The organism is Idiomarina sp. MD25a, from assembly GCF_001870515.1.
In the GTDB taxonomy this organism is placed as follows: domain Bacteria; phylum Pseudomonadota; class Gammaproteobacteria; order Enterobacterales; family Alteromonadaceae; genus Idiomarina.
In genome coordinates this window covers 139680-158718 of record NZ_MDGT01000001.1, presented here as the reverse complement: position 1 = coordinate 158718, position 19039 = coordinate 139680, and the positions used below count along the sequence as shown (strand labels likewise).

Here is a 19039-nt window from a genome sequence, read left to right as displayed (position 1 = left end):
CGCTATCGATTAGACATGAAGTGACCTAGGATAGGCAAAGCGTTGTCTTTAGTGAAAGGGTAAAAGGAGTTGAGTTTGGCTGACCAAGCGCCAGGGTTCATTGTTGCACATAGTCATCGGCTAGAAGACTTAACGGATATCGCAGTTAATTTTATTGAGCGGTTTCCTCTTGCACCACTTGAGCAAGAAACCATATTGGTGCAAAGCAATGGTATTGCACAGTGGTTGAAAATTAACCTCGCACAACACGCCGGTATTGCTTCGATGATTGATGTGACCCTGCCTGCGCGATTTCAGTGGCAAGCTTATCGAGCGGTCTTAGGCGATGATATCCCACGTACCTCGCCTTTTGATAAAGTGCGTTTGAGCTGGCGATTATTACGCATACTCCCCGATATTCTGGAGCAAGATACGCGATTCGCGCCGCTAAAAAACTATATCTCTGATGACCTTGATAATCGCAAGCTGTATCAGTTAAGTGAACGCTTAGCGGATTTATTTGATCAGTACGCTATCTATCGTGCTGATTGGCTAGATAACTGGTTAAACGAGCGCGATGTACTCGATAACGACGAACCTGTTGCTAATGAGCATGCTTGGCAACCTGAACTGTGGCGTCGAGTAGCAAATGACATCGGTGCTGAACACTTGTGGAACAACCGTGCCACCTTACACCAGCAATTTGTTAAATCAGCACGCGCGTTAAACCAACGTCCCGCCGCGATACCTCCTCGCATTATGGTATTTGGGATATCGTCGTTACCCCAGCAAATGCTAGAAGTGCTCGATGCCTTAAAACATCTCAGCCAGATCGTGCTGTGTGTGCATAATCCGTCAAAGTTCTACTGGGCCGATATTGTTGATGGTAAAGAGCAGTTAAAGCAGGTGGTCAAAGCAAAGTCGCGATTAGCTCACAAACCGGGTATGCCGCTGGAGTGGAATGACGAAGAATTACATCAACTTGCTCACCCTCTACTGGCATCGTGGGGTAAACAGGGCCGCGACTACATTCGTTTGCTCGACTTATATGATGAGTCGATTCAAAAGCAGGCCGCATTGGGGCATATGACTCTAGAGCTGTTTGAATCGCATGCTACCGAGCATGTGCTAGGACAGTTGCAAGACGATATTCTAAACCTGAGACCGCTGCACGAAACGCAGCAACATTGGTCGCCGCTTTCAGCGCAGGATCAATCGGTTCAGTTTCATATTTGCCACAGTCCTCAACGCGAAATTGAGGTGTTACATGATCGTCTACTTGCTGCGTTTGCTGACGACCCCACGTTAAAGCCGCGAGACGTTATGGTGATGTTGCCTGATGTCGATACCTATGCGCCTTATATTGATGCCGTGTTTGGACGGTATGCGCGTGACGGTAACAGCCAAGATACACGCGCTATTCCTTATACGATTGCCGATCAAACGTCTCGTCACCGAGCGCCACTACTGATTGCGTTAGAACTATTACTTTCTAGTGATCAGCTTAGGTTTACCCAAACCGACATGCTGACCTTGCTCAGCACGCCCGCAATTCAGCGGCAGTTCGCTATTGATGACGATGACATTGAGCAACTGCGCGTTTGGATGAACGAATCCGGTGGTCGTTGGGGATTAAGTGCGAACCATCGTAAACTATTCTTCATGCCAGATGATGACGAAACTAATAGCTGGTGGTTTGCCATAAAGCGGATGATGGCGGGCTATAGCATTGGTTACGCGGAAGTTGAAAATGATTGGCAAGGCATTGTTGCGTATGCCGATATTGGCGGCTTAGGCGCCGACTTAGTTGGGCGTTTTGGCTATTTTATTGAGCAGTTGGAGCGCTGGTGGGATCGCTCCCAAGCAGCGCGTAGCTATAAGGATTGGGTACCTGTAGCGGAATGGCTCATCGACACCTTTTTCGACACTGATGAGGCCAGTGATGCGCTGTTGAAAAATCAAATCGTAGATCAGCTATATCAAGTCGCCGAGCATGTAGATGAAGCGGATAACGAAACAGCGCTTAACATCGCATTATTTAGAGAATCGTGGCTATCGCGAGTCGATGAACACAGCTTAAACCAACGCTTCCTTGCAGGCGCTGTAAATTTTGCAACGTTGATGCCGATGCGCGCCATTCCATTTAAGTTTGTTGCCATATTAGGCATGAACGAGAGTGATTATCCACGAAATACGAGTCAGATTGATTTTGACCTGATGGCATCACGCTATCGGCCCGGTGACCGTTCACGGCGTGATGATGACCGATACTTGTTTCTTGAGGCGTTACTCTCTGCTCGAGATGTATTTTACGTAAGCTGGGTAGGTTTCAGTGCCCGAGATAACAGCGAACGCACGCCTTCGGTATTGGTTGCACAACTGCGCGAACATTTACAGCAAGGCTGGCACAGCGATCTAAGTGAGCACACGCTAGCTCATAAGCTACAGCCATTTAATCGTGCTTACTTTGATGAAAGTACTCGTGTATTTTCTTACGCAAGTGAGTGGGCGCAGGCGCACGATTCCGTCTCGAATCAGTCGTCTTCAGGTTCGGTTGTGATCGCTGATGACGTATCGAATGAACGTACGATAGACCTCAACGATATCAAACGCTTTGTTCAAGAACCGGCGCGCTTGTTTTTTAACAGTCGGTTGGAAACTTATTTTTCGGTTGATGCGGATGAAACGATTGATCGTGAGTCATTCCAACTGGATGCGTTAACGGAATGGAAACTGCTACAGCGTGTGGTGGATAAAACGCGCGAGGCGATACGCAAGGAGCTCGAACCAGAACAACAGATGCACCACGAGTTGGCTCGGATACGCCGAGAAGGCGCGGTCGGTACATCGGTGATAGCGGATCGTCATCAACAGCACATCCAACAGCAAGCCGAAGATATTTTAGAAACATACCGAGTTGTGGCTGAGGGTTACACTCGTCAGAATGTGACGCCGTATTGGATTGATGTGGAGTACAACAACGTCACTATTGAGGAAGGAATCGAGGGGTTGCACTGGGATGATAACGGACAGTGTGCTTGGATTATTACCACCGCGAGCCAGGTCGCCGCGAAAAAAGCTGACGATATTACCGAGAGTGGGTGGAAGCATTTCGCACCCTATTATGTAGGGCACCTACTGCTAAATAGTCGGCAGCCAACAGTGACACACATCGTATCCCGTGGTGGCTGCCACTTTAAGTTGCCGGCCATTGAACCTGCTGTGGTTAACTTTCAGCTGGAGGCGATGACAAAGTTAATTTCATTAGCGTACCGCGAACCGGTAGCAATGCACCTTGATTTAGCCCGAACCTATCTAAAAACCATGAGTAAAGAAGGTGATGAAGCCGCCGCTGAAGCTGCAGCTTGTGAATACTATGAGGTAGGTACATCACAGCGTAAACCGCTGGTAGAGACCGCGCAGTACTGCGCTCGCACAGCAGCGACGTTTAATGAGATACGTGAGCAACGATACTTTAAAGCTTTTATCGATACGATATATCGCCCTATGTTTGAGTTCGTCGAACAACAAGGAGGTCCAAAGGCATGAGTCATGTATTAGAAAACCCTTTAGACTTTCCTTTAGTGGGCAGCCGGTTGATTGAGGCGAGCGCCGGTACAGGGAAAACTTATACTATTGCAGCGCTGTATGTTCGACTCGTTATCGGCATGCGGGCTGACAGTCAAAATGGCGCTGAATTAGAAGCGCCTTTGCTGCCGCGTAATATTCTGGTAATGACATTTACCAAAGCCGCAACGGAGGAGCTGAGTGACCGCATTCGCGCACGCCTCTCTGAGGCGGCACGCTATTTTCGTGATGTTGAAAGCGCGCCAAGCGACCCGTTTTTAAAACAACTACGCGCGGCATGCGAATCTAAAGGTGAGTCACTCAATTATTTGGCGCGACTGCTTGAGCTTGCGTCCGAGTCTATGGATGAGGCGGCTGTAAAAACGATTCACGGCTGGTGTCAGTCGATGCTTAAAGAGCACGCATTCGCCAGTGGAAGCTTATTTACCCAAAATGTGGAAACCGATGACGAAGAACTCCGTCGGCAAGCTGCTGAGGATTACTTCCGCCGCTTTATCTATCAAAGTGATAGCGCAACGCAGGTTGCTTTGTTAGCCGTGTTTGATACCCCGGATAAGATTATGGCACAGCTATCGCGCGTCGATGAAACAGAGTCGGTGCAGATTGACGGGGATATTGCGGAACGATTACGAGCTGAAACACAACGCTATCAAAGCGAATTGAATTCGCTCAAGCAACATAGCTGTTCTGCATTTGAGCGTGTGTTAGCCGACCTTGAAGGTGTTAAGGGTGTAGCGCAGAAAACCAAGCAGATACAAAAATTTGTTGACTGGTGCGCGAGTGACGCACAAACCGATGTGAAGTTCACAGATGCTAACTGGCGAACTATCAGTGAAAACGATTTACAAACATTGCATGAGAAGAAGTTAGCGGGTGCTGAACTGCCCGCTTATTGGCTTGAAGTGGCACAGTTCAAAGCTAAATTCGAAGCAGTACATCAGGTTAAGCGTGGATTTGATGAGCTGATTAATCGTCATGCTACGCATTGGGTAAGCGCCCGCTTCTCTGCACTACAAAGCCAGCGTGCTGAAATGAACCACGACGACATGCTGACAAGGCTACGTGATGCGCTGCGCGGACCGGACGGCGAGCAGTTAGCGACCACCATTAGGCAGCAGTACCCGATCGCATTGGTTGATGAGTTTCAGGATACCGATCCGGTTCAGTATGAAATCTTTAACCGTATTTATCGCCTAAAAGAACCATTGCCAGACACGGGTATATTTTTAATCGGCGATCCCAAGCAAGCCATCTACAGCTTCCGTAATGCGGATATTTTTACCTATCTAAAAGCGCGTCGTGATACAGAAGGACGGCACTATAGTTTGGCAACCAATTTCCGATCCTCAACGCAGATGGTACAAGCAGTGAATCATTTGTTTGAGCGCGCAGAGCAATCGGATCGAGGCGCCTTTTTGTTTAAGCGTGCAGATGAGAATGAACTGCCGTTTGAGCCCGTATCCGCCAATGGTGTAAAAACAACATTTAGACACCGGTTGCGGAGTCAGCAGTTAGCGCAAGCACCCGCGCTCTATTGGAGTGTGAGCTCTGAGCGAAAACGGAAAAAGGGCGTTGCGTTTAGTCATCTGGCGAATCATCACGCGCAGTTGATCGTGAACTTACTCAATGATCCGCAAGCGGGCTACTATGATGACAACAATGCTTTGCAGCAACGTGTCTGTGCCAAGGATATCGCTATCTTGGTTAATAACTTCGCCGAGGCCGATGCGATTCGAACGGCGCTTTCAGCGAGGGGGGTTAAAAGTGTTTATTTATCCGAGCGAGAATCGGTTTATGCTCAACCGGTCGCGCGGGATTTACTCTATATTTTAAAAGCCTGTGCAGCGCCCCGAAATGCCAGCACACTGAAGACTGCGGTTGCGGCGCCGTTGTTGAGTTTATCGTTGGCCGAATTAATTCGGTTACAGGAAGATGAGAACACCTGGGAAAGAACGGTCGATACCTTCATTGATTTTCATGAAGTATGGCGCAGCCAAGGTGTGTTAGCCATGCTACATCGTTTAATGCATCACTTTCAGGTGCCGGCAACTTTGCTACAGGATAAAATCAACGGCGAACGTAAATTGGCGGATGCGTTACATATTGCGGAGCTGCTGCAACAGAACAGCATGGCGTTAGAGGGCATGGCCGCGTTGGTTAATGACTTTGCCGAGAAAGTTTATGAGCGGCAGAGCTTTGGCGCAAATAGTCGCACTCAGCGTGATGAACAACAACTCAGGCTAGAGAGTGATGACGATCTTGTTAAAGTTATCACTATTCATAAATCAAAGGGTTTGCAATACCCGCTGGTGTTTTTGCCCTTTATAACTTACACGCCACAAGAGCAATATCGTATTAAGCCACCGATGACTTATCATGACGAACAAGGTGACGTCCAAGTGCTCTGGTCAAAGGACGACTCGGCTAAATCGCGTGTGTTAGATGAGTTGTTGGCTGAGGATCTACGCAAGCTTTATGTAGCCGTAACGCGTGCACAACACGCCACCTTTATTACAGTCGAGAATGTCGGGCAATTTGAGCATAACCCGCTTGCTTACTTGCTCGGTGATGACGCACTAACTGACGATCTGTATAAAGCCGCGAGCGAAGCTTGGGGACAGTCAGGTGTGAGTGTGGTCTCCAAATTGGAAGACGACGAGCCATTTGAAGCGTTGCAAGAGCAAACCACTGAACATCGCGCATTGGCCGCGCGCGAGATGCCTAGAACCCAACTACTTGAGCGCTGGTGGGTGTCGAGTTACAGCGCATTGCGTTACCGAGCAGCCAATGAATACACACAGTCAGGTCCACAAACCGCGGTCGAGATGAATTTATTAGAGGAGGCTAACGCCGACACGAGCGAGGTCGATGCTGAAGCTGACGAAGTCACTTATTTACCGAGTCATCTGCATCAATTTCCGAAAGGCGCGACCCCGGGAACGCTATTGCATAACCTACTTGAACAGTGCGCGATTGAGGGCTTTTCGACAGTGTTGGCAAAACCTCGAATGGTCGGTGAAATTATTGAACGAGAGCTGCGAGGCGAAGTATGGGACGAATACCGAGAGATGTTAGATCATTGGCTCACGCATTATTTAGCATTGCCCATGGTGTTCAGCGACAGCTTTCAACCTACGGCATTGGCTGATCTTAAGAGCTATAAAGCTGAGCCGGAATTCTGGCTGCCAGTCTGTGAGCTTGAAGCTGTAAAGTTGGATGCGTTAATAAACCAATATATTCATCCTGGGCAGTCACGACCAGGCTTGGAGAACATTGAACTAAACGGCATGCTCAAGGGGTTTATCGATTTAGTATTCGAGCATCAAGGTCAGTACTTTGTGGTTGATTACAAGTCAAACTGGCTGGGTGAATCGGATGACAACTATAGCGAAACGGCAATGACCGATAAGATATTAGCAAGCCGCTATGATGTGCAGTATGTGCTTTATACCCTAGCTCTGCACCGACAGCTTAAACAACGGTTGGGGGAGCAGTATCATTACGATACGCATGTTGGAGGTATTGCCTATTTATTTCTAAGAGGTAATCACGCAGAAACGGCCGGTGTTTATCGAGCTCGGCCTCCCTATGAACTCATTACTGAACTCGATGTTATGTTTAGTGGAAAGGAGCACCATGATGTCGCATGACCCACTAAGTTATTTGCGCGCAGTTGCAGATGAGTGGTTTGAGCATAAATGGATACGCGCGCTGGATCGTGCCATGGTCGACTTTCTATTCCGCAGCGGAGAAACGAATGCGGCTATGCTGGCGCTCGCCATGCTGACGTCGCATCAAGCGGGACGCGGCTTAACTTCGTTAAAGCTCGAAGATCTAAAAACATCGCCTGAACGCTGTTTGGCGTTACCACCGACGGGCAGACTACATGAAGTCACCATGCCTAGCCAATTACTTAGTCAGTTGGGCGTATTTGACACAGACTGGCGAGCATCTGTGACGCTCAAAAGCGATGATTCATCCAGTAGCCCTTTGGTTTTAACTACTAATAGCGACGGTGAGCGTTTGTATTTGCGCCGTTATTGGTATTGTGAACATTACAACAATGAAAACCTCAAGATGCGAATGGAAAATCGTCTTGAGGTGAAAGAAGACCAGCTTAACCAGACCTTGGACGCGCTATTTGGCTCCTCGAGCGAGGAACTAGATTGGCAGCGCATAGCCTGTGCGAACGCTGCTAGAAGTGGTTTCAGTGTCATTACTGGAGGACCGGGGACGGGAAAAACGTATACGGTAGTGAGGCTACTTGTTGCGCTACAGCAGCAATTTCAGCAAACACATGGACGGTTACTACGAATTAAACTTGCGGCACCGACGGGTAAAGCCGCAGCGCGTCTGAGTGAGTCCATTAACCTAGCCCTGTCAGAATTACAGGACAGTTTACCGCAGGAGTTACAACCCTTACTCGCGAATATTCAGATCGAAGCGTCGACGGTGCATAAGTTGCTAGGTGTGATAGCGAACTCCAGACGGTACCGGCATCATGATAAAAATCCTGTCCGAGCGGATCTGATTGTGATTGATGAAGCCTCGATGCTGGATATCGAAATGATGACAGCGCTGCTACAGGCGGCTCCAACCCATGCTCAGTTGGTGTTGTTAGGTGACAAGGATCAACTGGCTTCAGTCGAAGCCGGTGCGGTTCTAGGTAATTTGTGTGAAGGAGCAGAAGAAGGGCGCTATTGGCCCGCTACGATTAACAGCTTGGTGAATAGTGCGGAGCAACGAGATGCATTAGCGAACTATCATGATGAGGATGGGCCCAAGCGCTTGCAACACGTGGTGATGCTGCGTCAAACACGGCGCTTTAAGCAGGCTATTGCAGAGGTTGCTAACGCAATTAATGAACAGGATATACGCACGATAGAGCGACTCAGTGCGGCGCCCATGTCAGAAAATGAGTCCAGTATTGTCACGTGGCTCATGTTGGAACACGATCACCAGAATAGTTTTGACGCATTGATAAAGCAGGGTTTTTCGCACTATTTGAGAGCGCTTGAAGATTGGCGCGCAGCACCTGCTGAACAGCGCGATACGGTGGCGGTACTTAAAGCATATGGGACATTTCAGTTATTAACGGGATTACGTAATGGACCTTGGGGCGCTCACGCATTGAACCGTTATGTAGCCGACGTTTTAGGAGTCGACGCGGATCGTTGGTATGAGGGGCGTCCAGTGATGGTGACTAAGAACGACTACGGTTTGCGGTTAAACAATGGCGATATTGGCTTAACTTTTAGAATGCCGGAAACCGGTCAAATGCGTGTCGCATTTTCCGATGTGAATGGCAAAATAAAGTGGGTGTTGCCGAGCCGATTGAATCATGTCGAAACGGTGTATGTGATGACAGTACATAAGTCTCAAGGCTCCGAGTTTTCCCATGCAGTACTTGTCAGTCCACAGCACGACTCCCCTGTTTTGACGAAAGAGCTCCTCTATACGGGCGTGACGCGTGCGAAAGAAAAGCTCACTCTAGTGGTCAGTCGAAAGTCGGTTTTGTTGAACGCTGTATCAAAAAAAATTAATCGTTGATCCGAATCCCTGCGTATTTGTAAAGATTACACTGTAAAGATGTATTTCTTTATCTATATTTAGGGAACTAAGACAAAAAGGATCTCTGTCACGAATGCCACACTCAACACGAAAGCTCGATGAGCGCATCTTATTTGATTGTATCGAACGGGATAACCAGCGCTCAATTTGGTTAAAGCGTGTTGAGTCAAACCCTGAGCCGCTAACCGAAGAGCGATTAAAAAACGATAACCGTTGGCAACAGGTTGTTAATCCTAAGCATTTTTACCGTAGTGGGGATCAACACGGACTTGTATTACCGTCTGGAGAGTGGCTCGACGAGCTACGCTGGGATAATTTGATTGATGCACTCACTATCGCGGGAAGTATTGTCAGCGCGGTAAAACATATGCATCAGAATGGTATAATCCATCGCACTATCAACCCCGCTATTTTCTACGTTACCTATAAAAATGTCATAGTCACAGACTTGTCGACCGCAACGCAGATTCGTTTTATCCACACACCCTGGTTTCCGCTTCCGCAGAATGCTACTTCGTTAAGGTGCGTAGCACCCGAGTTAACGGGGCGTTCACAAGCGGTGGGTGATGCACGCTGTGATTTATACAGTCTTGGTGTGGTTTTATTTTATTGGTTTACTGGAAAGTATCCATTTACCGCTGATTCAAGCGCGCGACTCGTCCACCAGCATTTAGTAGCAACACCTAAGCGTTTGAATCAAATTAATCCTCAGTTACCTGCGGTGCTGGCAGAGGTCGTTGAACGTTTGTTGGCTAAGCAGCCGTATCAACGCTATCGAACTGTGGATGCATTATTGAACGACTTAGCGACAGTACGCCAAGTGGTATTAGGACAACGTAAGGATGATATCAGCACGCTTTCGCGATTAGGATTTGCGAGCGAGATAGAGCGAATTGGTTCGCTTTACGGGCGTGATAATCAACTTCGGTTACTTGAAAAAAAATACAGTATGAGCCGCGAGGGTGGAACACACGGAGTATTAATCAATGGTCGCTCGGGTTTAGGTAAAACATCATTAGTGCGTCATCTTTATCCGCAAATGACAGCCGACAATACCTTTTTTATCTCGGGAAAATATGAGCACTCCACCCGTGGCGTTCCATACACCGGTTGGCTGTCAGCGATTGAGTCACTCGCGGGTTATTTTCAACAAATGTCGATCGAGCAGCGCACTCAATGGCGAGCTTGGCTCGCCGAAGCAATGTCGGACTACCTGGCTGTCTTCTTGAGTTGGGTACCTGATATTAAAAGGAGTCTTGGATTTTCGGACCTGGGTATTGCACCACAACACGCTAATTTACCGTCGTCAGAATTAAAACAACGACTTAATGAAACAGTTCGTCGTTTTCTCTCAGTTTTTGAGCACGCTGATCGTTCGTTAGTCATCTTTTTAGATGATCTGCAATGGGCCGATCAGGCGTCAGTAGAGTTACTAGAGTGGATACTGACCCAGTCCAGTCGAGCGCCTGTTTTACTGATTGGCTCACTGCGCGAGAATGAGGTCGACAGTGGGCACCCGCTTAGTATCGTGATTCAAGAAATTGAACGCGCTAATGTGATTCCGCTTAAGCATATTCGGCTTGATGAGTTATCTGTCGACGATATTTCCTTATTACTCGCTGAAAAGGTTCAACACGAAACGAGTCAATTTCAACAACTCGCTAATTGGTTGCATCAACACAGTCGCGGTAATCCATTCATGGTGTGGCAGTTATTAAAAGCTTTGAGCCAGAAGGGGTTGCTTCAGTATCAGCCAGAAGCAGGTTGGCAATGGCGAATGGATGCAATTAATGATTTGGACGCCATCGATGATATTTTCTCGGTTATACAATTACGGTTTCAACTGTTGCATGCTGATGTCCAAGATCTGCTTGCCCAAGCTGCGTGTATCGGTGTCCGGTTTGACATGCCATCTTTAGTCAGACTGACGGGAAAGACGCCTGAAGCGATTCTAAAACAGTTATTGCCAGCAATTAACGAGGAGTTTGTCGTAGTCGAAGCTGACATAACGACACCGATCATGGATGAATCCAACATGACCTTTCGCTTCATTCATGACCGAGTGCAAGAAGTCGCACACCGAACACTTGATTCAAACGACCTGGCCCAGGTGCATTACCAATTAGGCACACATCTGTTGCAGCAGACCACTGATCACCCAGAGGCTTACTCAATCCGTATCGTTAATCACCTATACCGCGGTAAACAGTTTATTGATACCGCCGACCAACAAAGAGACTTTCTTCGGCTGGTAGTCAACGCTACCAGGAAAGCGGCTTCGGCGGGCGCCTTTGCTGAGGCCTTAACACTTTTGCGTCAGGGTATGCATGAAAACCCATGTCTCAATGATTTATGGTCGGTCGATCCCGAACTGGCTTACCAAGTGTATTCAGAGCGTGGTGAGCTTGAGTACCTCAACTCGAACTTTGAGCGCGCTGAGTATTTTGTACGCCAAGCGATAGGCAATACTCATTCGTTATTTGATAAGGCCAACTTATATACCAAGTGGGTACAGCAAGCGACGTTAAGTGCCGATTACAAAAAGGCAGTCGATGTAGCGCGTGAAGGACTTGCATTGTTTGATGTGAGCCTACCCGAGGAGACAGAGCTAGACACCACAGCGTTACGTTGCAGCATATCAGACTCAGTCGACAGTCTTTCTTTTAATGATTTAGCGCATTTGTCAGTGCTGACCGACAAAACGCAACAGATGGTTCTCGCGCTACTGATAGCGGTGGGTCCGCCTTGTTATCGCGCGTTTCCACGCCTTTGGTCAAGTGTTGTTATCGCGCAGTTTAAGCTTATGAGATCTCATGGAGCCAATGGCGCCATTGGTTATACGCTGCCGGCTCTCGGTGGTCTTATGGTTAGTCATCAATTGGCTGACAGTGAACACATTAAATCGCTGTACGCGGTTACAGAACAGTTGACGCGAAAGCGAGGCGATACAAGCGCGCAAAGTATGGGCTTTCTGATGATGGGTAGCTCCTTAAGCCACTGGTTTAGAGCCCAACGTATCGCGAGTGATGACTATATGGCGGCGTACCGCTGTGGCCAGCAGTCAGGTAATTTGCAATATGCGGTATATGGTTTTGGTCATGATACCTATTGCCGATTTTTATCCGGTGAGCCACTTTCGGAACTCGTTCCGCGCGTTGAGCACTATTTGGAATACGCTAAACAGCGCGGCAATACTTGGGGCGTCGACTTGATGACAGGCGCTTTGGGAGTCATGTATCGACTGAGTGGTATCGGGCATTTTCGCGGTAGCTTTGAGCAACACGTGGCTCAAGCTGAAACCCATCATAATCACCAAGTACTCGCTATCCTCAGTTGCATGCGGATAATCGAAGGATTAGTCGGTAACGATAGACTTATTGTGCAAAAGTCGCTTGAACTCTGTGAACGCTATATTGAGCATACATCAGTACAAGGCTTATTACCGATGGCGCATTGGCCAGGGCTTCGTACGTTGGCATTGAGTCAGCTAGAACAGTTAGACGAGGACTCATTAAATGTCGCAATTGAGCGCTATCAAACTTGGGCACAATGGCAGCCCGATAATTTTAGCCATTGGCTTGCGTTAATGCGCGCTGAACAAGCACGTTGCCGAGGCGAAATGCAGCACACATTAGATGAATATGACCATGCTTTGCGCTTAGCGCAGAAACAAGGGCAGTGGCAAACCGCAGCGATGATAGCATCGCGGGCCCAGCATTATTGGCAAAATAAAGGTCATCCTGGCTTTGCGGCGGTGTATTCGTCACAACGTCATCATGTGATGGAGCGTTGGGATGCGATTGAGTTGATACACGATAGTGAGCGTAAACCTCAATCGACGGGCTACGCCATGAGCATGGATGCTGTAATTGAGATAGCTCAAGCACTCTCTGCATTTACTGAGCATGAGCGGCTTGTCTCAGAAGTATCGCGTATTCTGGTTCGCCAAACAGGCGCTCAGCGTTTGGCACTGATGCTGTGTGAAGATGATGAGCTGAAGCTCGTGATGGATGTAGAACATCACTTAGAAAAGTATTATGAGCCGAGTGTTAGCTTAGAGCATGTAAACGACTTGCCTACGGCAATGATTAGACATGTGGCTAAGGCCAAAAAGTTACAGCACATCAATGAAAATTCGCTGATAAACCGCAGTTGGCATAATCGTGCTGAAGACATTAAAAGTAGCCAAGTAAATGACTTTTCGGGCTCCGCAGTGAGCGTGCCTTTGGTTTATTTAGGTGACTTGATCGGTGTGTTGTATTTGGAACACAGCCGCAACCGTTACGCTTTTAATGAGCGGCAGATGCCTATTGTTGAGTTTATCGCTGCGCAAGCGGCAATTTCGATTCGTAATTTAGATCTCATGCGTGCGCTAGCGCGCGAAGGTGAGGCTCGTGCAGAAGCGGAGATGCGTATGCGATTTGCTGATGCCGAAATGGCTTCACACGATAAAGTAAGGCAGCAATTACAACATCTTGCAAATACTGACGCATTAACTCAACTGCCTAATCGTCGCTTCTTCATGAATGAACTGCGACAGAGCTTTGAATTGTTTAAGCGTAAAGGACAACAAGCAGCGGTCGTTATGATGGATATTGATTCATTTAAAGTGATTAATGACCACTATGGGCATAGCGCGGGTGATGAAGTCCTAAAGGCGATGGCTGAGCAATTTAACCGTGCCGTGCGTATGAATGATGTTGCTGCCCGGATTGGCGGTGAAGAATTTGCGTTATTAATTCGAGAAGCGGACTTGTCGCAAGTGCTTACTATTGCCGAGCGGTTAAGAAAAGCCATTGAAATCGACTCAATTAAACACAACGATGAAGAAGTCGACTACACAGTGAGTATGGGAGTTTCACAATTTGAGACAACAGACACGCAATTTGAATCGATTTTAAACCGCGCGGATCGTGCGCTTTATCAGGCGAAATCTCTAGGGAAAAACCGTGTGTGTCATGTAGAGCTCGAAAAGTGAGCCGTACGATGCTTCGCGCCTGTAATTCGAAACATCGTACGACAACTGCTCACACAGCTAACTAACGTGAAGTGCAAATCAATTATATGCGATCTATTCTCATTTGCAATACTAAATGAAAAAAATTCTCATTTAGATTATCATGTGTTAACCTGTTCATGATTTAAACAGTGATTTAGGAGTAGCCATGCGCAGTACCATTGCAGAAAAAGTCACTCAAGTACGTCATTGGAACGATACCCTCTTTAGTTTTAAAACTACACGACAACGTTCGTTCACATTTGAAAACGGACAATTTGTGATGATTGGCTTAGAGGTTGACGATAAACCTCTGCTGCGCGCTTACAGTATTGCAAGCGCTAACTATGAAGATGAACTGGAGTTCTTCAGTATTAAAGTACCCGATGGCGCGTTAACCTCGCGCTTACAACATATCGAAGTGGGCGATGAAGTCATCATGTCGACGCGCCCTACCGGAACTCTAGTGCCAGGTCACTTATTGCCGGGGAAACGACTGTATCTACTCTCAACGGGGACTGGCTTAGCGCCTTTCATGAGTGTGATTAAAGATCCCGATATCTACGAGCAGTACGAACAAGTGGTGTTGGTGCATGGTGTGCGTTATGTTTCTGAACTCGCCTATCAGAAAGAAATCGGCGAGGATTTGCCCAACAATGAATTTTTCGGTGATTGGGTCAAGGAAAAGCTACGTTACTATCCCACAGTAACGCGCGAACCTTTCCGTGATGAAGATCATCAGAAACGTATCACCGAGTTGCTCGAGTCGAACATACTTACGCATAAGTTGGGTTTACCTGATATCGACCCTGAGCACGATCGTTTCATGTTATGTGGCAATGATGCCATGCTACAAGATTTAATGGCTATCTTGAACGAACGCGGCTTTAGTAAAGCGACCTCGCGAAAACAAGGCAGCTACGTTATCGAGCAGGCGTTCATCGAAAAGTAAGCAGATTGCATTGCGCGAGTAAGTTTGCCACGCTATTTAAGCGTCTTATATTAAGGAGCTTGTAATGAGCGCGTGGCAAACGACGGTACAACACGTACGCAACTGCTCTCTATGTGAGCCCAAATTACCTTTAGGGGCTCGCCCTGTTATTCAATTTCATCCGCGCGCTAAGATACTCATAGCGGGCCAAGCCCCGGGTATTCGCGTACATCGTTCGGGCAAACCGTTTGATGATCCGAGCGGTGAGCGTTTGAGAGCGTGGCTTGGTGTCGATAAACCCGATTTCTACGACGCACGGCAGTTTGCCATCCTACCGATGGGCTTTTGCTACCCGGGTACTACGAACTCTGGAGATGCGCCCCCTCGACCTGAATGCGCCGACGCTTGGCGCGAGCAATTACTTGAACAACTACCTCACTTACAACTCACGCTTGCAATCGGACAATATGCTCAGCAATGGCATGCTCAGCAACTTACCGGTATCAAGCTCCAGCGAACCCTCACAGAGCGCGTAAAGAATTGGCAGGCGTGGTTAGAACAGGGCATACTGCCATTACCCCATCCGAGCCCTCGCAATAACCGCTGGCTTGCTAAAAATCCATGGTTCGAAGATGAGGTGTTACCCGAGTTGAAAGCGCAGATCGCGCTATGCCGAGGCTCTCAAAAATGAAAAGATTAGCAGCGTATGGACGCTTAATATGTTTTTTTGTGGCGGCTATGATAGGTGTTCAAATACCGCAATTTGTCGACCAATACGGTGATGCCGTCTACGCACATCTTAACGAGGCGAAAGCGAGCGTAGCGGAGTTTCAACAGGAAGCCGACCGCTATTTTGATGGCTCTATTGAGCGTCTTATTGACTATTACCGCGCTTCAGATGATCCGGTATTCATTGATGGCGGCGATAGCATCGAGACCATTTATCAGCGCTACCAGATGCTTCAGTCTGCTTGGAACCAATACCAACAGGGCTATTGGCAACGTTACCAAACGACATTTTTGTCTCCGATTACTGATATCCGTAGAGAAGCTTGGGCGCGTTACAACTATGCGATACGCCTGACACCTGAGGCTCTCGTTATGGCTGTCGTTGTCGGCTTATTTATTAGTTTGCTAGCCGATCTGTTGTTGAGCTTGTTATTATGGCCGCTCAGAAAACGCAGGACAGTCGCTAACTAGGAGTATGCAATGGCATATGATTGGGTTGTATTTGATGCCGATGAAACACTATTTAGGTTCGATGCTAAGCGCGGTCTAACTCAACTACTACAGTCTTACGACGTTGATTTTACCGAAGCGCACTTTAAACGGTTTAAAGAAGTGAATGCACCCTTATGGGAGGCGTTCCAACGTGGCGAAATTTCTGCCGCAGATATTAAAGCGCGACGCTTTGTAGATTGGGAAGATCGTTTGGGGGTTTCATCTACAGAGCTCAACCGTCAATTTATGGCGCAGATGGGTACTATTTCCTCAACGCTTGATGGGGCAGGGTCAATGCTCACTGCACTCGACGATAAAGTTCGCATGGGCATTATCACCAATGGCTTCGTCGAGCTTCAGCAGGAGCGACTCGCAACGCATCAGTTTGAACAGTTTTTTCAGTTTGTAGTGGTTTCTGAAGCGCTTGGTGTGGCCAAACCACACCCTGAGATCTTTCATCATACGCATCGTCAACATATCTCGGAGGAGGTTCCGACCAGTCGCATCTTAATGGTCGGGGATAATCCGTATTCGGATATATTGGGGGGACAACGGGCAGGTTGGCATACTTGCTGGTTGAATGAACACCAAGCCACTTGCCCCGAAGAAGTTAAACCGAATCATACCATTCGTCATTTAAGCGAGCTGGTGGAATTAGTCGCCTAGTCACCACCAGCGTCCCACGCGTTTTTTATACTCACGGTAGGTATCACCAAAGTGATTTTCGAGCTGGCGTTCTTCGGGTTTGATTTGAAATAGGTTCATGTAGAACATGTAGAGTGGTAAGCCCAACAAGGCTGCCATGTTGTGTAACGACAAGCCCCAAGCAAAAAGAATAACTAGAAAGCCTAGATACATTGGGTTACGTGTCCAGCGGTAAATACCGCTTGTTACCAATGTGCTTGATTTATCGGGTACCCGAGGGTCAATGGTGGTTTTTGCTTTGCGAAATTCCACCCAGCCTAATAATGGCAGTAAAATACCCACGGCTAATAAAAGGATACGTATCCAATGAGGTACCCAACCAAAGCGCACGGCAGGGAACAGGATGGTACAGCCATACATCAATGCGGCTACCACGATGATCAATAATAGCGGCGGTACTTTGAGCTCGAGTGCTTTCATAATTTAGGATAATAAACGATGGAACAACAAGCCATTATTGACCAAACCCAACGCTGGGTACAAGAGGTTGTGGTTAAGTTCAACTTTTGCCCATTTGCACGACCGGAAGTCGATGCCAAGCGTATCCGATACTGCGTTGTAGCTGAGCAAGATCGGCAGACTCAACTCGAAACACTGAATAACGAGTTGTTAAACTTGCAACAGAACGACGCTATTGCGACTACACTCCTGATTGTTCCTAAAGGCGTGGAGGGGTTTTATGACTTTTTGGATTTAGTCGACCAAGCCAACGAGCTCATAGCGATGCAAGGTTTCGATGGTGAATTTCAATTAGCTCACTTCCATCCCGACTATTGCTTTGCGGATGCCAAGCAAAGCGACCCAGAGAACTACACCAACCGCTCTCCTTTTCCGGTGCTACATTTGCTTCGAGAGGCTATGATGGAAGAGGCATTAGAGCAATTTGAGCACCCCGAGAAGATTCCGGAGCGTAATATCGAATATTGCCGCCGCCGAGGTGCTGAGTACTTTGCTCAACAGCTGGCGACGATTACAGCAGGTAAGCGTTAGAGAACATTATTGAGTGCGATACCGACACCAAAACGTGTTTGTTTATGGTTGTAGTCAATTAAGCTCTCGCCGTATCCAGTAAACAAACTGGTATAGCCAATGAATTTGCCCCAAAGTGGGAAGGTGAAGTTGAATTCCGCTGAGCCACGACCTGTTTCGATGGCATGTCGCAGATTTAATGTGTATTCAAAGTCATCGATATTAGCAGCGATGGTGAATTCATAATCGCCAACGTAGTCGGTAATATCAGGGTTGTCGTCGCCTGAAGACTGCATCGGATCGGATTTTTCGTCTTCTTGAAAGCGAATCCAAGGTTTTAGGCTAAACACAAAGGGACCCTTTTCGGCGACCAACTGCACATAGGCGCGGTTCCAACTGCGTGAAAGTTCTTGGCTACGTCCATTTGATAAATGCTCAACACCAATCGCTAAGCCGGTATTAGTACCAAACGGATGCCAACCTGTCGGTGTGGTATAAAATATTTCGGGCTGGTAGTTCGTTTCTCGAAAGGGTTTAGAGATATTGCTAGCATAAACCTGCCACCATGATTGCATACTAAAGCCGAAAAATAGCTTATCCCCTTCAATAAGCAAGCTTTCCTTATTGATAGGTACTTTAAAGCTCAGTTGCAGTTTTGCCTCGTATTCTTCGAGGCTATCTTCGTAGCCCTGAAAGTTTTGATACGGTGCGGTATTGATATCGGTCGTTCCCCAAACCGGTAAGAGGTAATTACGGCGGTGGGGCGTGAGCACGTATGGATCAAACTCGGTTACTTTTTCGCTTTGTAAGCGTTTGGTCAATGCGCCAGGCTCTTTTACCTCATCAATTTTTACTACGTCCTGGTTATCTTCTTCTCGAAGTTTCTCGGTGCATTGCTGTCTTACCTCAGCGATAGTTAATGAGGCGTTTTCTTTATTCATTGCGTCCAATAGACACTGCTGCATCGAGGAGAGCTCCTGAGCTTGAACAGCGGGCGCAAGACATGCAGCCGATAAGGCTAAACAAGAAATGATACGACGCGGCATGACAGCAAATCCTATATAATTGAATGTAATAAA

General features: G+C 47.6%; 11 protein-coding genes. 9 read left to right on the top strand and 2 right to left on the bottom strand.

The window, feature by feature from the left end; genetic code table 11:
- Window positions 1-75 precede the first annotated feature (75 nt).
- From recC to yjjG, 8 genes are all read left to right on the top strand, one after another.
- Complete coding sequence (recC, locus tag BFR57_RS00730) at window positions 76-3528, top strand: exodeoxyribonuclease V subunit gamma (protein WP_071462178.1); 3453 nt, start codon at window positions 76-78, stop codon at window positions 3526-3528.
- Window positions 3525-7217, top strand: a complete 3693-nt coding sequence (recB, locus tag BFR57_RS00725; RefSeq protein ID WP_071462177.1) for an exodeoxyribonuclease V subunit beta — start codon at window positions 3525-3527, stop codon at window positions 7215-7217. The genes recC and recB overlap by 4 nt, the downstream gene beginning before the upstream one ends.
- The gene (recD, locus tag BFR57_RS00720) at window positions 7204-9117 is read left to right on the top strand and encodes an exodeoxyribonuclease V subunit alpha (RefSeq protein WP_253183595.1); all 1914 of its coding nucleotides are present in this window, start codon (window positions 7204-7206) and stop codon (window positions 9115-9117) included. The genes recB and recD overlap by 14 nt, the downstream gene beginning before the upstream one ends.
- A 94-nt stretch (window positions 9118-9211) precedes the next feature.
- On the top strand, window positions 9212-14116 hold the full coding sequence (locus BFR57_RS00715) for a diguanylate cyclase (RefSeq protein WP_071462175.1): 4905 nt from the start codon (window positions 9212-9214) through the stop codon (window positions 14114-14116).
- Window positions 14117-14303: 187 nt separating this feature from the next.
- Window positions 14304-15086 (top strand): ferredoxin--NADP reductase, encoded by a 783-nt coding sequence (locus BFR57_RS00710; protein ID WP_071462174.1) that lies wholly within the window; start codon window positions 14304-14306, stop codon window positions 15084-15086.
- Between the two features lie 64 nt (window positions 15087-15150).
- Entirely contained in the window at window positions 15151-15756 is a 606-nt protein-coding gene (locus tag BFR57_RS00705; RefSeq protein WP_071462173.1) for a uracil-DNA glycosylase family protein, read from the top strand.
- A complete protein-coding gene (locus BFR57_RS00700; protein WP_071462172.1) occupies window positions 15753-16265 on the top strand; it encodes a DUF2937 family protein in 513 nt (170 codons plus the stop codon). Before BFR57_RS00705 ends, BFR57_RS00700 begins: the two co-directional genes overlap by 4 nt.
- Window positions 16266-16274: 9 nt before the next feature.
- Window positions 16275-16952: a pyrimidine 5'-nucleotidase gene (gene yjjG, locus BFR57_RS00695; RefSeq protein ID WP_071462171.1), complete on the top strand. Its 678-nt coding sequence runs from the start codon at window positions 16275-16277 to the stop codon at window positions 16950-16952.
- Here the strand turns inward: yjjG and BFR57_RS00690 are convergent, their stop codons facing one another.
- The gene (locus BFR57_RS00690; protein WP_071462170.1) at window positions 16953-17411 is read right to left on the bottom strand and encodes an isoprenylcysteine carboxylmethyltransferase family protein; all 459 of its coding nucleotides are present in this window, start codon (window positions 17409-17411) and stop codon (window positions 16953-16955) included. It lies immediately after the preceding gene.
- An 18-nt stretch (window positions 17412-17429) separates the two neighbouring features.
- On the opposite strand from BFR57_RS00690, the gene BFR57_RS00685 reads away from it, so the two are divergent.
- Complete coding sequence (locus BFR57_RS00685; protein WP_071462169.1) at window positions 17430-17981, top strand: DUF1415 domain-containing protein; 552 nt, start codon at window positions 17430-17432, stop codon at window positions 17979-17981.
- Here BFR57_RS00685 and BFR57_RS00680 read toward each other — a convergent pair.
- Entirely contained in the window at window positions 17978-19006 is a 1029-nt protein-coding gene (locus tag BFR57_RS00680; RefSeq protein WP_071462168.1) for a phospholipase A, read from the bottom strand. The two genes, BFR57_RS00685 and BFR57_RS00680, sit on opposite strands and share 4 nt — an antisense overlap.
- Window positions 19007-19039: the final 33 nt, after the last annotated feature.

Excerpts from the sequence above, each read along its gene's own strand:
- recD (WP_253183595.1), top strand. The coding sequence starts at position 7,204 with ATGATGTCGCATGACCCACTAAGTTATTTGCGCGCAGTTGCAGATGAG.
- BFR57_RS00685 (WP_071462169.1), top strand. The coding sequence starts at position 17,430 with ATGGAACAACAAGCCATTATTGACCAAACCCAACGCTGGGTACAAGAG.
- BFR57_RS00715 (WP_071462175.1), top strand. The coding sequence starts at position 9,212 with ATGCCACACTCAACACGAAAGCTCGATGAGCGCATCTTATTTGATTGT.
- BFR57_RS00680 (WP_071462168.1), bottom strand. The coding sequence starts at position 19,006 with ATGCCGCGTCGTATCATTTCTTGTTTAGCCTTATCGGCTGCATGTCTT.
- recB (WP_071462177.1), top strand. The coding sequence starts at position 3,525 with ATGAGTCATGTATTAGAAAACCCTTTAGACTTTCCTTTAGTGGGCAGC.
- BFR57_RS00705 (WP_071462173.1), top strand. The coding sequence starts at position 15,151 with ATGAGCGCGTGGCAAACGACGGTACAACACGTACGCAACTGCTCTCTA.
- BFR57_RS00690 (WP_071462170.1), bottom strand. The coding sequence starts at position 17,411 with ATGAAAGCACTCGAGCTCAAAGTACCGCCGCTATTATTGATCATCGTG.
- yjjG (WP_071462171.1), top strand. The coding sequence starts at position 16,275 with ATGGCATATGATTGGGTTGTATTTGATGCCGATGAAACACTATTTAGG.
- BFR57_RS00700 (WP_071462172.1), top strand. The coding sequence starts at position 15,753 with ATGAAAAGATTAGCAGCGTATGGACGCTTAATATGTTTTTTTGTGGCG.
- BFR57_RS00710 (WP_071462174.1), top strand. The coding sequence starts at position 14,304 with ATGCGCAGTACCATTGCAGAAAAAGTCACTCAAGTACGTCATTGGAAC.